This is a genomic window from Staphylococcus americanisciuri, from assembly GCF_024814435.1.
In the GTDB taxonomy this organism is placed as follows: domain Bacteria; phylum Bacillota; class Bacilli; order Staphylococcales; family Staphylococcaceae; genus Staphylococcus; species Staphylococcus americanisciuri.
The window spans coordinates 1-15,448 of sequence record NZ_JANUXY010000003.1 but is presented as its reverse complement, the minus strand read 5'-3'; the positions used below and the strand labels follow the sequence as shown (position 1 = coordinate 15,448).

The 15,448-nt window shown below is 34.5% G+C and carries 16 protein-coding genes, 1 rRNA gene and 1 pseudogene; 17 read left to right on the top strand and 1 reads right to left on the bottom strand.

Annotation, left to right across the window (positions count from 1 at the left end; translation table 11 throughout):
- Position 1: 1 nt before the first annotated feature.
- The 9 genes and pseudogenes from NXS11_RS03430 to NXS11_RS03390 all read left to right on the top strand — a co-directional run bounded on the left by NXS11_RS03430 (position 2) and on the right by NXS11_RS03390 (position 6,822).
- Entirely contained in the window at positions 2-901 is a 900-nt protein-coding gene (locus NXS11_RS03430; protein WP_259198669.1) for a hypothetical protein, read from the top strand.
- 4 nt (positions 902-905) lie between these two features.
- Positions 906-1,325: a hypothetical protein gene (locus NXS11_RS03425; protein WP_259198667.1), complete on the top strand. Its 420-nt coding sequence runs from the start codon at positions 906-908 to the stop codon at positions 1,323-1,325.
- A 224-nt stretch (positions 1,326-1,549) separates the two neighbouring features.
- The gene (locus NXS11_RS03420) at positions 1,550-2,098 is read left to right on the top strand and encodes a hypothetical protein (protein ID WP_259198666.1); all 549 of its coding nucleotides are present in this window, start codon (positions 1,550-1,552) and stop codon (positions 2,096-2,098) included.
- Between the two features lie 115 nt (positions 2,099-2,213).
- A pseudogene (locus NXS11_RS11140) lies at positions 2,214-3,372 on the top strand (IS3 family transposase).
- Positions 3,373-3,698: 326 nt separating this feature from the next.
- Complete coding sequence (locus NXS11_RS03410) at positions 3,699-4,523, top strand: DUF4240 domain-containing protein (protein ID WP_259198664.1); 825 nt, start codon at positions 3,699-3,701, stop codon at positions 4,521-4,523.
- A 325-nt stretch (positions 4,524-4,848) separates the two neighbouring features.
- A complete protein-coding gene (locus tag NXS11_RS03405) occupies positions 4,849-5,286 on the top strand; it encodes a hypothetical protein (protein ID WP_259198663.1) in 438 nt (145 codons plus the stop codon).
- A gap of 7 nt (positions 5,287-5,293) precedes the next feature.
- On the top strand, positions 5,294-5,764 hold the full coding sequence (locus NXS11_RS03400) for a hypothetical protein (protein ID WP_259198662.1): 471 nt from the start codon (positions 5,294-5,296) through the stop codon (positions 5,762-5,764).
- A gap of 57 nt (positions 5,765-5,821) precedes the next feature.
- A complete protein-coding gene (locus NXS11_RS03395) occupies positions 5,822-5,947 on the top strand; it encodes a hypothetical protein (RefSeq protein ID WP_373319371.1) in 126 nt (41 codons plus the stop codon).
- Positions 5,948-6,066: 119 nt separating this feature from the next.
- Positions 6,067-6,822, top strand: a complete 756-nt coding sequence (locus NXS11_RS03390; protein WP_259198661.1) for a hypothetical protein — start codon at positions 6,067-6,069, stop codon at positions 6,820-6,822.
- Between the two features lie 191 nt (positions 6,823-7,013).
- Here the strand turns inward: NXS11_RS03390 and NXS11_RS03385 are convergent, their stop codons facing one another.
- On the bottom strand, positions 7,014-7,274 hold the full coding sequence (locus NXS11_RS03385; protein ID WP_103357442.1) for a SunI/YnzG family protein: 261 nt from the start codon (positions 7,272-7,274) through the stop codon (positions 7,014-7,016).
- Between the two features lie 181 nt (positions 7,275-7,455).
- Between NXS11_RS03385 and NXS11_RS03380 the strand changes: the two genes are divergently transcribed.
- The 8 genes from NXS11_RS03380 to NXS11_RS03345 all read left to right on the top strand — a co-directional run.
- On the top strand, positions 7,456-7,968 hold the full coding sequence (locus NXS11_RS03380; protein ID WP_259198657.1) for a metal-dependent hydrolase: 513 nt from the start codon (positions 7,456-7,458) through the stop codon (positions 7,966-7,968).
- 97 nt (positions 7,969-8,065) lie between these two features.
- On the top strand, positions 8,066-9,256 hold the full coding sequence (locus NXS11_RS03375) for a UTP--glucose-1-phosphate uridylyltransferase (RefSeq protein WP_259198656.1): 1,191 nt from the start codon (positions 8,066-8,068) through the stop codon (positions 9,254-9,256).
- A gap of 10 nt (positions 9,257-9,266) precedes the next feature.
- Entirely contained in the window at positions 9,267-9,962 is a 696-nt protein-coding gene (gene trhA / locus NXS11_RS03370) for a PAQR family membrane homeostasis protein TrhA (protein ID WP_259198655.1), read from the top strand.
- A 133-nt stretch (positions 9,963-10,095) separates the two neighbouring features.
- On the top strand, positions 10,096-11,421 hold the full coding sequence (gene sdrM, locus NXS11_RS03365; protein ID WP_259198654.1) for a multidrug efflux MFS transporter SdrM: 1,326 nt from the start codon (positions 10,096-10,098) through the stop codon (positions 11,419-11,421).
- A 38-nt stretch (positions 11,422-11,459) separates the two neighbouring features.
- The gene (locus NXS11_RS03360) at positions 11,460-11,915 is read left to right on the top strand and encodes a SepA family multidrug efflux transporter (protein ID WP_259198652.1); all 456 of its coding nucleotides are present in this window, start codon (positions 11,460-11,462) and stop codon (positions 11,913-11,915) included.
- An 81-nt stretch (positions 11,916-11,996) separates the two neighbouring features.
- Positions 11,997-13,451, top strand: coding sequence for an MDR family MFS transporter (locus NXS11_RS03355; protein WP_259198650.1), 1,455 nt, complete (start codon positions 11,997-11,999; stop codon positions 13,449-13,451).
- 184 nt (positions 13,452-13,635) lie between these two features.
- Entirely contained in the window at positions 13,636-14,700 is a 1,065-nt protein-coding gene (salA, locus tag NXS11_RS03350) for an iron-sulfur carrier protein/transcriptional regulator SalA (RefSeq protein ID WP_259198648.1), read from the top strand.
- 654 nt (positions 14,701-15,354) lie between these two features.
- Positions 15,355-15,448, top strand: a 16S ribosomal RNA gene (locus NXS11_RS03345); the annotation flags it as partial.

Genomic DNA, 15,448 nt, shown 5'->3' with positions numbered 1-15,448 from the left:
GGTGGCAATCATATTAGATTATCTAAAAGTATTTGAACATATTAGAAATACACAAGATTATAAGCGATATGTTATAGAGACAGATAATGATATGGCTGTCTATTTAAATCTTATCCGTTCACTACTGAATATCAAACAAGGCAGGCGTTCAAAATTTAAAATGAAATTTTCGTCAGACTTAATAAACAAGCCTTACCATTCTAATAAAGAAGTGGTGAAGGATATTGAATCGACAGTAGATATTTTTTACGAAGATAACGGTAATCTTTATTTACATGACTTACTCGAAGATTGCTACTATATCTATGACAAATGTGAGAATACAGTGGTACTTCTGTGGGATCCTGTTACACAAACGTTATATTTGTCAAAAGAATATAACGTTGATTTGAAACAACAAGAAGGTACGTGTCAACGATATTGGTATTTAATTGCACAGACTAGAGTCAGTCCCCAATGGTTATATCAACAAATGCAATATTTTATAACAGAATTTAATATGCTTGATGATACAGAAATGACGTATAGCTACTTGGCTTATCATTATGACGATGTTGTATTTCAACGATTAATACGGACAAAGACGATTAGACATGCCATTTATCCAATATCTTCTGACAAATACCATATGGAAAAAGCGTTAATGCGTTTAAATCTCGATGTAGAGATAATAGTTTACGATACATTTATTGTGTTAAAGGATGTGAATGGTATTTCACTTGATACAATTTATACGGTACTTGATATGGTTTTAATGGACGATTTTGAAGATATTCCATTGATTTTAATAGAAGATGCCTACATCGCTGATTATCATCAATTCACACATGCAAATTCTATTTTCTATACATTCAGTGAACAACCGTTTGTGATATGGCAACATCAAAAGAAGAGAAGTTAATGCTATGACATTACATTATGCATTGAAAAAGTTAGATTCAACGGTGGTAAGTCAGTACTTTGACGGCATTCAGTTACCTGCAGACTATTTGAAATTATTTCAAGAAGGCAACCTATTTTCAGTCGGGAAATGGCGATTTTACCTTGTACAAGACAAAGATAATTTTAAAAAGACAGCACTTCATTTTAAAGCAATGAATGCACGTTCTGAGCAGAAAGATTATTGGGAGATTACGACAGATAGAGATGCATATAGCCTTGGTTACAAAAAGAATAATTCTTGTCATAGATTTATTTATCCTTTTAGAGCAATGGCTCATAAAAAATATAAAGGTAAAAATAGAACATACAAACAATGGAGGTGGAGAGGATTTTTAAAGAAAAACATATTCAGCACTTATCGTGTACTAATGATCAAGGGATAATAATTAAGGATGACGATGTCTTTAATTTAAAATGCCCTAAAATTGATATAAAAGAAATAGTAGAGAATTTTCTTGTTTCGTATGATAAGAAAATATATATGACTAACTATTTCAGATATATCACTAGACTATATCCAAATGAATATCAGTCTTCTTCATTTATTAATAACTTAGAGTATAATGATATTCTAATCTTTCTAGACGCAAAGTATCATCCACTATTAGTGTGGGAACCGTTAAGAAGTAATTTAATAAAGCTAGAGGGAAATAGTTATATTAAATATGTATCAAATGAACATTTTAGAATAGAGAATGTTCTATTTGAAGATGATTATGATGATTGCAGAAAATTAGTGCTAGATGATTTAATAAGTTGTAGTCTAGACAACATGAAATTGGTAGAAACATATATAGGTAGCGTTAAAGATTTCACTGAAAACTCAGTAGCTTCATTAATCGATAAGTTTGAAATATATGGGGCATTTTTAGAACATAATACGGATATAATCGAATATCTCGATAATAAAGAATTAAGTTACAATCGCTACGGAGATATTATTTATTTATACAGTGACATCAAGCTACCTAAAGATTTGTGTATGGATATCATTTACTTTTCTATTCAAGGTGGTAACCATAACGCTGCATACTTCTTGATGGATAAAACAATTTTAAGTGAAAAAGACTTTATCAATAATAGTTTTGGAGTTCATAATGAGCGACTTTTAGTGGTAAATCATGAATTAGATGTTAGTGTTTTGATCAACATCTGAATACAATCACTGAGCCATTGACGGTTTCTCGAGTTTTAGAGGTAATCTGATGCTAGACTAAGAAACGGACACGGTAAATTGATAATAAATTAAGTTATAATAAAGAAATCAATTTATGGGAGTGTCAGTTATATCAAAAAGAAAGTATGACCACAATTTTAAAATGGAAGCCATTCAGTTGGTAGAATCTGTCTGGTAGATGTGCTACAGATGTTTCAAGAGATTTAGATATCCCTATCCAAACATTAACAAAGTGGTTAAGTACATATCGTAAAGACGGTGAAAAAGCATTTGTAGGTAGTGGTAAGCGTACACCGCAGAAACAGTCTGAAGCTGACTTACAAAAAAGTTAAGAGAGCTAGAAGAAGAGAATAAAATCTTAAAAAAGGCTATGCACATCTTTGCCAAAGACCAGAAGTAATCTACAGGTTTATAGATGAACATCGACATGAATTTCGTGTTATAAAAATGTGCCAAGTACTAGGTGTCTCGAAAAGCGGCTATTATGGTTGGAAAAATCACAAACCAAGTAATCATACCAATAAGCGTAATATATTAAAAAAGCTTATTTATCAAATTTATATCCAGAGTCAAAAGCGATACGGGAGTCCTAAAATTACTCAAATATTAAGAAGTAAAGGCTACACAGTCACACAAAGAACTGTAAGCAGAATGATGAAAGAATTAGGTATTAGGTCTATTACCAAAAAGAAATACAAAGCTACAACGAACTCAAAACACAATTTACCTGTCTATCCCAATATATTGAATCAGGCATTTAAAGTGTCGCAGCTAGGCGTGTTTGGGTCGCAGATATAACGTATATGTATACAAGAGAAGGCTGGCTGTATTTGGCAACAATCATAGGTTTATTTTCATGAAGAATTATTGGTTGGGCGATGTCATCACGCATGACCAAAGACCTTGTGATATCGGCTTTTGAAAAAGCTTGTACGATACAAGAACCAAAACAAGGATTAATTCATCACTCAGATCGAGGAAGTCAGTACGCTTCTAAAGAATATCAGACATTATTACGTGAAAAAGGGATTCAAACAAGTATGAGCTGTAGAGGAAACTGTTACGATAATGCATGTATAGAATCATTTCATAGTATTATCAAAAAAGAACTGATTCATCACTGTGATTATCAAAACAGGAATGAGGCAATGTTTAGTATTTTAGAATATATCCTTACTTTTTATAGTTCTAAAAGGATTCATTCAACGCTAAATTATATGAGTCCCATAGAATTTGAGAAGAAATATGCATAATAATAACCTATATAGTTATGTGCTTTTTGATTTTTAAAAGTACATAACTAGATAGGCAATCAAGCGAAGCGCGGTAGAATTCTCTTTTTACTGTGTCAGTAATCTTGACATAGATCCAGAGCAACAAGGCAAGTTAATAGCTGGGGTAGAAATATGTATGGCAACAAGTTATCAGAAAGAATATAAGAGGTAGGGCAAGAGCAAAGATTTGGGAACAAGCAGCAGTTAATCATTTTTACAGAAAAGGACGTTTAAGTATGGCAGCTGGAAAACATAAACTACCTAGACATAGACATAGACGTTAATAAGGGAGAGCGGTAATTTTGATGATAGAAGGATTAAATATAGGAGATGTCATAGTTGAGGAGTTACCTGAAGGTTATTATGGATGCATGGTGGTGTTAGAAGTAGATAAAAAAGGAAAAGAATGCTTAGTTATGATTAGTAAATATTTTTCTTTAAGTTATCCTTCTCTTGAGGACCCAGAGATAATGGAGTCAGCGGTAGATAAATCAGGGACCAGAGATATAGATTACCACTCTTGGGGAGGTCATTTTCAACAAAGCGAAAAAAAGTATAGAATCATAGGTAATCTAGATGTGAGGGGAATAATCCCTATCAATTCACCATTTTATGGAGTTTTAACAACTATGTCTTTATACTATGAATGGTTATCTCAAGAGAGACCGGAAGAGTTTGAAAAAATGATACAGGAAGAGGAGCATGGTCATCTACATCCTCCAGAATATTACAAATATATGGAGGAAGGTGTATTTTGGAGTATAATAGATAAGTATTTAAAGGGCAAAGATACCACAGAATTTTTGGTGAAAAAACTATCGAAGCTAAAGAAAAAAGAAATTATCGAATTTCATAATACTTTTGCAGATAGGGTTAATAATCTGTCCAAACTAAAGGTGTATGATCCATCAGTTAGCTACGAAAATTATCTATCTGAGGATACAATTCTGTATACGAAATGTTACGTGATTGCGCAAGGGAGAATATATTATGATAAGGTGTTATCTTCCGGTACCCTTGATTTAAGTGACGACCGCCATGACTTTGAGGAATTATTATATGTGACAGAAGAGGCATTAGAACTACGTGGTGTCCAAATTGACTATGATAAGTTAAGAGAAGTAGAATAGTTGATGAAAATATAAATAACAAAATTCCAAGTTTAGAACATGCCACTTAGAGTGAAAGGAAGGGGCTGGTACATAATTCCTTCCTAGCTTCTTTTATAAAAAGCCCTGATTAGACGTCAAAAAACATTTAATCAGGGCTCATTATGGATATTAGTAAAAAAATAAAGCACTTCCTAATGATGCTAGACTAAGAAACGGACATGGTAAATTGATAACAACTATATAGGCAAGCAAGCGAAGCGTGGTAGAATTCTCTTTTTACTGTGTCCGTAATCTTGACATAGATCCAGATTCTGCAGAATAAGATAACTATGAGGGATATATAATGAAGCATTATGACATAACATATAAATTTTCAAAATTACGGTGGAAAAAATTCAAAAGAAAATACGTTAGATTCGCGATATTTACGTGGAAAAAAGACAGTGAAAATTGGGATGAGTTATTTATTGATTATGATAAATATCAAATATTACCTTTAAAAATTGAAGATTTAGTAGAGGCTGAGCGTGAAATAGATGGTTATTTAGACTTTATTACTAATGAATTAGTAAATAACTTTGAAGAATTATATCTATTAGAGAGGGATATAGATAGTTTTTATATCAATCTAAGACAAGGAAAAGAAAGCTTTGAATATCCTCCATACCCTCATGGAGATTATGTACTCTTTGATTTTAGCGATGGAAACTATATATTTGGAGAGAGAATGAAAGAAATATTCACAGAGATAAGTAGGGGGAGATTTTTAGAAAAGCAGTGATAAAGAAATGGAGATGGTTTTAATAAAAAAACAGCATATAGAATTTATTGTTGAGAGAGAGATTTTTGATTTATCTAGAAGTGTGATATACAAGGGTAATGATATATTGTCGGCAGATATTAAATTTAATGAAATGCTTTTGGATTCATTCAATTTTAACTTAGCAATATTTGATTCTACCAAAGAATTGAAAGAATATCTGAATAAAAATGGTATAGGTTTTAGAATTGAATCAAAATTCATTATTTTGGAAAATGAAAGTGTTGATTTGTACAGACAACTCCTATCTGTTCTAGTGAATAGAAGCTATAATTATATTTTTGCAGGCATCTTTATTTTGAACCATGAATTTAGTAAGCCAAGTTTTAAAAAGTCGAAAGTATATATAGATAATGAGTTTGCTATCATACCATACTTTGAAGATGAAAGTGTCTATCTCCTTAACGGGAGTAAGTATATAAAAGCATTTAAAAGATAGGAAGAAGGGGCTAAAGCTTATCAAATTGAGCTATGGGAAAATTTTGCGTTAAGAACAATGTCTGTCGAGGATTTTTATAATGAGCTTTTAGGAGACTTAGCAGAATGCGGTGATGTTGTGGGTATTGATTGGGGAAATGATGGCGGTGAAGAATTTTTTGCAGAAGAACTACTTGATATGTAGGTGATTAAAAGACGCAAGCAATCGATTTTATTTTCTATCTATAGAATGCTTTTAGACTAAAGGTGGTGGTGTATATTTTAAAACAAAAGTACATCCAAAATTTGAAGGTGGAACATGGTGTGATACATGCCAAAGATAAAGAAATGTATGCGTGTCAGCCTAAAAAGCTAAAATCTGCAATTCAAAAAGTATTACAACAAGCAACGACACAATTATACTTCACAGATTATTACACATATGTGTATCGTGAAAAGAAGTCGGTTTATCAAAAGGCATCATTTATTGAGCAACTTGATTTTGAAGTAATTCTTATTATTTTGAATGCAAAGTATGAGCCGTTATTAATATGGCAACCTATCATTTGTCGGTTAGATGTTTCATGGTATGAAGAACCTTTTGAACCATCAAATCGTAAAGTGCTCCCTTTGATAGAAGTGGAAGTGGCAAATAGACCGCAATTTGATGTGATTGAATATGGAGTCGATGCAACTGTCAAATGGATAGAGACGCATATTTCGAGTCTCAACAGTTTTTATGACAATACAATTGAACCTATTATTGCAGATTACAATATGCAGGCAATTTTGATTCCAAAAGAAAAAGGGCTTGATGAGGAATTGAAGGTACTTGGTATTCCTTATATAGAAACAACATCTGGTTTTTTAATCACTGAACCATTGACGGTTTCTCAAGTTTTAGAGTTGATCTATACGTCAATTATTGCAGGGAACTATTTATATACCTGCTATTGCTTTGTTGAATGTGATGTTGAAACTTTAATCAAAAAAGCGTGTAATCCTACTATTTTTATCAAAGACGAAGCATTATTTGTTGTGTTATTCGAGCAGCACGAGCCCTATTTTATAAATATTTAGTTAAGAGACTAGGATATGAGTAAATATATTCAATCCTAGTCATAGGTCTCATATAGAAGTGAGTAGCTGATTGAAGTGACAAGCTATCCACACTTTTTCTCTCTTTACTACTACATGAAAGTCCTATAATACTCTCACAAAAAAGACGACGCTCTCCCGAAAGAGAACGCCGTCTTTTATTATAAACTCACTTATTTCGTGACTTCGTTATAAACTTTTTTATCATTAAATGTGTAGATAATGTATTGATGATCTTCAGTATCGATAATGACACGGTTCGTTTTACCAAATGTTGAACCGATACGAGAAACGTGCTTGTTGTCTAACTCAGGTACTGCATGGATATCTCTGTCTTCTGAAACATTTTTGATTGCTTCATTAGGAATACGGATATCAGCAACTCTCCATTGAATTTGTACTTCCTTGTCGTTTTTCTTAACTGTCATAGCCATTCGACTGACACATCCTTTAACTAATTTGTAAATACATGATAACGCATTCATATCAATTTTGCAAGTGAATGTGTGATACTTTTTAAATTAATGTGACATACTAATAAATAAGCGAAAATACGTTCGTGTTTTTATGTGTTTTATGCTATAATTTTTGTGTTGTATAGAAAGGAGTGCCTTCATGACAGGTAAAACACATGCGGCTGCGGGTTTATTAGTTGGTACAGCCGTTGCGCTACATTTTGAATTAGATATTTTTGAAACCGTGACAAGTATGGTCATAGCAGGCATTGCGAGTATATTTCCAGATATTTGCCATACACGAAGTAAGATAGGAAGAAAATTATGGTTACTTAGCTGGATAGTCAAACATTTGTTTGGACATCGAACGCTGACACATTCAATACTATTTATTATGATGACATATGGGTTATTATATTTTATCCAAACACCGATATACTACATGATTTCAATAATCTGTGGTATGCTTTCACATGTAATATTAGATATGCTCACGCCAAGAGGTGTGCATTTATTATTTCCAGTACCAATAAGGGTAAGATTCCCCATTCACTTTAAAACAGGGGGACTTGTTGATTTATCATTGGCAACGACATTTAGTATTTTGACAATTTATATGCTGTTTGATGAGGGGTTTAAGTACGTTTTAGAATCGATGCTACATTATAAGTAATTTGCAGGAGATTGAGAGACGATTTACTAGTTTCTTATCACTTTATCTCAAGCCTTGCATACGAATTACCTATTCAAAAGGAGCGAAAAAAGAAGTTATGTTAGAGAAGAATAAATTAGAAAAGGTTAATCAAGCGCATTTGTGTGAATATGAAAAAATGATGAGCACAAATGAAAAAGAACGCCTTAGTGAAAAGGTTGCGTCATTAGATTTAGCAGAGATTCAGGCATTATATAATGATGTGTATGTGAACAGACAAACAATCAAAGACGTATCAGGTGTTCAAGAAGTTAACTTTGAACAACGTGTAACATTTGATGATGACACTATTACAATGTATACAAGTGAAGGATTAGAAGCGATTAAAAACAGTAAGTTTGCGGTGTTATTGTTGGCTGGTGGACAAGGTACACGCCTTGGACATAAAGGCCCTAAAGGAACATTTACAATTGGCAATAAAAGCCTTTTTGAACTACAAGCGGATCAATTGTTAGAACTACAAGAAAAAACGGGGACGTTCGTTGACTGGTATATTATGACGAGCGATATTAATGACGAAGCAACACGTGCCTTTTTTGAAGCGCATCGCTATTTTAACTATCCAGAAGCACATATTTATTTCTTTAAACAAGATAATATGGTGGCGTTGAACGAAGCGGGGCAATTAATTTTTGATAAAACGAGTCAAATTATGGAAACACCGAATGGAAATGGCGGGGTATTCAAGTCTTTAAAATCAGCGGGTTATTTGGCACAGATGATTGAAAACGGTAATGAGTACGTGTTCATGAATAATATTGATAATGTGCTTGTTCGTGTACTCGATCCGTTGTTTGCAGGCTTTACAGTACATCACCATAAAGATGTGACTTCTAAGTCAATTGCACCGAAACCAGGGGAATCTGTTGGGCGCCTCGTTGTACAAGATGGTAAAGATGTTGTCTTAGAATATTCAGAGCTGGAAGATGGTGCTGCTGACACATTCAACAATGCAAATATTGGTATTCATGCATTCCGTCTAGCATTTATTAATCAAGCAGTGGACAAAGCATTGCCATATCATCTTGCTATCAAACAACTGGAACAACTAGATGAAGATTTTGGCGTTGTAACTCGGCCAACACTTAAGTTTGAACTATTTTATTTTGATATTTTCAAGTATGCAAATTCTTTCATTACATTACAAGTACCACGTGAAGAAGAGTTCAGTCCATTGAAAAATAAAGAAGGCAAGGATAGTGTTGAAACCGCAACTGCGGACTTAAAACGCATGAATATCATTGAATAAGGGTGATGAAATGACAAAAGTAGGCGCAACAAATGCGAAAGCCAAGAAAAAGACAGCACTTGAAACATTTAGAGATATTAATCCGTTAACATTTGGTGAAGAGATAGGAAACTCTGTATCGCACGGCGTGGCTGCGCTGCTTATGTTAATCGCTTTACCTTATGCGGCCGTTTATAGCTATGCAACGTCGGGCGTACTCATGTCAGTGGGTGTCTCTATCTTTGTCATTAGCTTGTTTTTAATGTTTATATCTTCTACGGTTTATCATACGATGCAACAGAACTCCCCGCATAAGTATGTGATGCGTATCATTGATCACAGTATGATTTATGTGGCGATTACAGGAACATATACACCGGTGTCACTCGTGCTAGTAGGCGGATGGCTTGGTTGGTCGATTATGATTATTTTATGGGGTGCAACGATTTGGGGTATTTTGTATAAGGCGATTGCAACAAAAGTAAACTCTAAACTCAGCTTGCTCATTTATTTATTGATGGGATGGGTAGGTATTATCTACTTGCCGATTATTATTAGCAAAGGTTTATGGTGGTTCCTTATCTTCATCTTACTAGGCGGTATCTCATATACTATTGGTGCATGGTTCTATGCGCAAAAGAATCGCCCATACTTCCATATGATTTGGCATATTTTTATTTTGATTGCATCAATGTTCCATTTTGTAGGAATTCTTTATTTTATGTAACACTGACCCCATTATATAGGTTAGGTAGGCTAGCACTTCATAAATTGAGGTTCTAGCCTTAGTTATGTGTATCAAATGACGTATTGTTTTTATGGATATGACACATGATAATAACTTGAAAGGAGTGTCAACAATGAATCTAAAAAGAACATGCATTATTATATCGCTCGTGCTTATTATGTTTATGTCAGCTATAGAATCTTCAATTGTTTCATTGGCGTTACCTACCATTCGAGATGATCTTAACGCACAGTCATCTATATCACTTGTTATTACAATGTATTTCATTGGGATTATTATGGTGATCCCTTTGTTGAGTGAGTTGATGTCACGCGTCAAAGTATTGTACGTCACTATTGGAGGCCTCATATTATTTATTGGTGGTAGTTTGCTATCGGGTATGAGTACAAGTTTTGACATGCTGATTATTGCACGTCTAATTCAAGGGATTGGTGCGGGTATGAATATGTCTTTAGTTCAGATAGTACCCAAGTTAGCATTTGAAATTCCATTTCGTTATAAAGTGATGGGGATTGTCGGAAGTGTCTGGGGAATATCGAGTATTTTAGGACCATTTCTCGGTGGCTTTATTTTAGAAATTGCGACATGGCATTGGTTATTTTATATCAATGTTCCAATCGGTGTGATTGCATTTTTATTCGTTATATATAGCTATCACTTTGAAAATGAATCGATTGTGCGACAAGCGATAGATTATTTAGGTATCTCATTGATGTATTTACTGATTCTTGCATTGATTGTAGCGCTTGTCATACCGACAACTGGCTTTATAACAGTTAGTGCATTTATCATCTTAATAGGTTTTGGTATAACTATTTGGTATGATTCTAAGCGACGCACTACATCATTTTTCCCAATTAATGAATTCAAGCCACAGATTGTACGTGCATTCTTTACAGATTTTTTTGTAGCTTTTATATTGATTGGTTTTAACGTCTTTATTCCAACATACGTACAAGACAATTTACACCTAAGCCCATTACAAAGTGGTCTGCTCATTTTTCCACTTTCTATTGCATGGTTGGTCATTAATTTCACATTAGATAAAATTGAAATGCGCTTATCATTAAAAGGGAGTTATCTGTTGGCGTTTGGTTTATTATTGATAGGTAGCATTAGTATGTATATCGGTGCAACTAATATTTGGGCGATTGCTATTGTTATGTTTATTGTAGGGTTAAGCTTTGGTATGATTTATACGAAGGACAGTGTCACTGTTCAAGAGACGTCGACACAGCCGAATATGAAGAAGATGATGTCTTTATTTACATTGACACGTAATATGGGAAGTGCGTCTGGATCAGCAGTTATTGGCACAATATATTTGCTGCAAGTGTCATTTACGCAATGGCCAATTCAAAATGTCATGCTCGTAGCAATTACGATTGTCTTGTTATTAGTCTTAATTTGGTTTAGAAGTATACATGATATAGCATAATAGAATAGATCATTTTTAAAAAATTGGAGGGATGAACGATGAAAGGTAGATTTAATGTATTTTCCTTATTCGTGATTCTTTCCATTTTTGCAATTTCAGGCATGATTTTTCTTACATTGTTGGCATTTGGACTTTACGGTGTGAGTCGAATTCTTATCATTTTAGGTTTAGGTGAATTTTCATTTAATGAGGGATTCTACGATAATTTAATATATTATGGCAGTTATATCTTATTGAGTTATTTTGTTATATTTTGTATTGAATATACGATGGATTTATTGCGGAAAAAGTTATATTTCAGTCCATATTTTCAGGGTTTTTGCTTTCATCTAATAACATACACATTTATGGTGTTAATGTTTTATTATATGATACACATTCACTATACGAAGATCCATATAGATTATTGGGTGTTGATGATTATTATTGCACTGTTATATGTATGCAAAGAAGTTTTTTATCCTGACTCTAAAGATTTGAACAGACGAGGATAGAGAAGATTTGTGACAAATGATTTGCCAAGCTAACCATTTGGTCGTAAAATATAGGAATGACCAAAAGAGAGGAGAATTTTTATGACATCTAGCGTTCAAGTTAGTCGAGAGCAGCGTAACATTATTGTTGCCGTCATGCTCATTAGTGCATTCATTGCGATCTTGAACCAGACATTATTAAACACAGCGTTGCCTGTTATTATGGAAGGGCTCAATATTGATGAAAGCACCTCACAGTGGCTTGTAACTGGATTTATGTTAGTTAATGGTATTATGATACCTTTAACAGCTTATTTTATGGATCGTATCCCCACGCGTAATTTGTACTTACTAGCGATGGGGGCATTTTTAATTGGTTCTATAACAGCTGCTTTAGCCCCTAGTTTTTCTGTATTAATGATTGCTCGTGTCATCCAAGCGGTGGGAGCGGGGATTATTATGCCACTCAGTCAATTTACAATGTTTTCGTTATTCCCAAAAGATCGTCGTGGTTTTGCGATGGGTCTTTCTGGACTTGTCATACAGTTTGCCCCAGCGATAGGTCCAACACTCTCAGGCGTATTAGTAGACCATTTCTCATGGCGAGCACCACTTTATGTTGTCGTCGTTGTAGCAATCATTGGCTATATTTTTGGTATGGTCTACATGCGTAACTTTAGTTCAATAAAAGAAGTAACGCTCGATAAGTTCTCAGTTGTGTTATCGACACTTGGATTCGGACTTATGTTGTATTCTTTCAGTATTGCTGGCTCTCAAGGGTTCCATCACCCGATTGTTTTTCTCACATTAATCATTAGTTTTGTTATCATTGCAATTTTTATTTTGCGACAACTTAAAATTGATAATCCAATATTGAATCTGTATGCATTTGAGACACGCACTTTCACATTAACTTCTATTGCGTCTATGATTGCATTCACTTCAATGGTAGGACCTGCACTGTTGATCCCACTTTATGTACAAAGTTCATTAGGTTTATCAGCGATGCTCTCAGGACTCGTTGTCTTACCGGGCGCAGTTATCAATGGTATTATGTCAGTTGTAACAGGCCGTTTGTACGATAAAGTAGGAGCTCGTGTGCTCGTGATCCCTGGTTTTGCTATCTTGTTAATCTCAACAGTCATGATGGCACAATTAACTGCCAATACAGCATATTGGTATGTAATCACTGTTTATACAGTAAGACTGTTCTCTATCTCCTTATTGATGATGCCGTTGAATACAGCGGGCATTAACTCATTATCAAATGAGATGGTATCACATGGTACAGCTATTATGAATACATTGCGTACGATTGCAGGATCAATGGGAACAGCATTAATGGTAACGCTTATGTCAATTGGTGCGTCAAAATATTTTGCACCAACTGGTATGTCATCTGCACTTGCCCAACGTGAGGCAATGGCATCGGGTATCAACCTTGCCTTTTATGTTACATCAGGTTTTGTACTAGTAGGTTTTATTTTAAGTTTCTTTATTTATGATCGTGGAAAAAAGGGAAAAATACCCAAGCATAAAAATGTAAGACGTGCATAATCTCAATTAACTGAAGTTGGGGTGGGACAGCAGAATCAAGTTGGAAAATACGATTCCTGTTCCACGTACAAGTCAGTTATTTTTGTATGGGAAACTTTTTTAACAAATCAAGGGTTTATACCTTATGCAATCGCTTTATATTTTGTTAAACTAGAATCAAATGTGTACAAAGGAGAGGGCATTCGTGTTAACAGTAGAACAAGTCAAAAAACTCGTTGGAGAAATCAATGATCCGATTATTAACGTACCACTTAGTGAAACGGGTGGTGTTATAGAAGCATCAGTTAAAGAAGAGAAAGAACATGTCAGCATCAAAGTAGCCATGGCACAACTTGGTGGTCAAACGCAACTGGATTTGCAAATGGCAATAGTAGAAAAATTAAAAGAGAATGGTGCCAAAACTGTGGGCATTCGTTTTGAGGAACTTCCGGAAGAAACAGTTGAAAAATATCGTGGAAGTAAAGAGAAAGAACAACAAACCATTGAACAGTTCATCGCTCAAGGCAATGATTTAGAGTTTATTGCAGTGGCTTCTGGTAAAGGTGGCGTTGGGAAATCAACAGTTGCAGTCAACTTAGCAGTCGCACTTGCACGTGCAGGTAAGCGTGTTGGATTAATTGATTCGGATATTTATGGTTTTAGTGTACCTGATATGATGGGGATCGATGAAAAACCTGGTATTGAAGGAAAGACCGTTGTACCGGTTGAACGTTATGGTGTCAAAGTCATTTCAATGGCATTTTTTGTGGAAGAAAATGCACCTGTGATTTGGCGCGGACCTATGCTTGGGAAAATGTTGACGAATTTCTTTACAGAGGTGAAGTGGGGAGACTTAGATTATCTTGTTTTAGATTTACCACCTGGCACTGGCGATGTTGCACTAGATGTACATACGATGTTGCCGTCTAGTAAAGAAATCATAGTTACAACACCACACCCAACAGCAGCATTTGTAGCAGCGAGAGCGGGAGCGATGGCGAAACATACAGAACACTCTATCCTAGGTGTTATCGAAAACATGTCATATTTTGAAAGCAAAGAAACGGGCAACAAAGAATATGTGTTTGGTAAAGGTGGCGGTCAGAAGTTAGCAGAAGAATTAGGGACAGAACTTTTAGGTCAATTACCACTTGAACAGCCATCATGGAAACCAGTTGATTTTGCACCATCAATCTATCAGCCTGAAGACAAATTAGGTGGTATTTACCAGTCAATCGCACAGAAAATCATTAACAAAACAGCAAAGTAGTTGATATATAGGGAGGAATGGACGGAATCAGAACCGTCCATCATTGCTTTTTGAGTAGTTCTTGTATATATATCACAATCAAGTTTAAGATTATGGAGGAAGTTGGGATACCACTTATTAGTTTCCAATGCATAAAATGATTAGGTCTCAGCCCCAATCGGCTAGCACTTTACTATAATTTTTGTTTCGGATTAGTTTTTTCTAGCTGTTTTATTCTCTTTTGATTCAGAAAAACAAATAATTAAAAACTAAAAAAGACTTGATTTTTTGGAAGAGAGCCATTAGAATGATTTCTTGTGAGCGAAAACAAGCAATAAAAATGAAATTAAGTTAATTTCTTGTTGACAACAACGCACACACTTGATATTATGTTAAAGTCGCTTGAACGAAGCGACATGAAATTAAAGTTTCAGTCAAATTCGATGGTGTAAAAGTTACTATTGAAAATTGATGAAAAATGAGTTATTATAGAAAAAGTCTTGAGAAATATTTGATAACGAAGCAATTATGTTATATAATGTTTCAGATGGCTTATATGAACATTGAAAACTGAATGACAATATGTCAACGTTAATTCCGATAATTGAGTACTCAGAGCAGTACTTCAAGAGTGATTGACTTAAACAATCAAACGAGCTAATCAAGCTTACTTCTTTTATGGAGAGTTTGATCCTGGCTCAGGATGAACGCTGGCGGCGTGCCTAATACATGCAAGTCGAGCGAACAGACGAGGTGCTTGCACCTCTGA

What these genes read in the sequence shown, in the direction of transcription:
- sdrM (WP_259198654.1), top strand. Translation starts at nt 10,096, where the DNA reads ATGAATCTAAAAAGAACATGCATTATTATATCGCTCGTGCTTATTATG.
- NXS11_RS03380 (WP_259198657.1), top strand. Translation starts at nt 7,456, where the DNA reads ATGACAGGTAAAACACATGCGGCTGCGGGTTTATTAGTTGGTACAGCC.
- NXS11_RS03425 (WP_259198667.1), top strand. Translation starts at nt 906, where the DNA reads ATGACATTACATTATGCATTGAAAAAGTTAGATTCAACGGTGGTAAGT.
- NXS11_RS03395 (WP_373319371.1), top strand. Translation starts at nt 5,822, where the DNA reads ATGTCTGTCGAGGATTTTTATAATGAGCTTTTAGGAGACTTAGCAGAA.
- NXS11_RS03400 (WP_259198662.1), top strand. Translation starts at nt 5,294, where the DNA reads ATGGAGATGGTTTTAATAAAAAAACAGCATATAGAATTTATTGTTGAG.
- NXS11_RS03405 (WP_259198663.1), top strand. Translation starts at nt 4,849, where the DNA reads ATGAAGCATTATGACATAACATATAAATTTTCAAAATTACGGTGGAAA.
- trhA (WP_259198655.1), top strand. Translation starts at nt 9,267, where the DNA reads ATGACAAAAGTAGGCGCAACAAATGCGAAAGCCAAGAAAAAGACAGCA.
- NXS11_RS03355 (WP_259198650.1), top strand. Translation starts at nt 11,997, where the DNA reads ATGACATCTAGCGTTCAAGTTAGTCGAGAGCAGCGTAACATTATTGTT.
- NXS11_RS03375 (WP_259198656.1), top strand. Translation starts at nt 8,066, where the DNA reads ATGTTAGAGAAGAATAAATTAGAAAAGGTTAATCAAGCGCATTTGTGT.
- NXS11_RS03410 (WP_259198664.1), top strand. Translation starts at nt 3,699, where the DNA reads ATGATAGAAGGATTAAATATAGGAGATGTCATAGTTGAGGAGTTACCT.
- NXS11_RS03360 (WP_259198652.1), top strand. Translation starts at nt 11,460, where the DNA reads ATGAAAGGTAGATTTAATGTATTTTCCTTATTCGTGATTCTTTCCATT.
- NXS11_RS03385 (WP_103357442.1), bottom strand. Translation starts at nt 7,274, where the DNA reads ATGGCTATGACAGTTAAGAAAAACGACAAGGAAGTACAAATTCAATGG.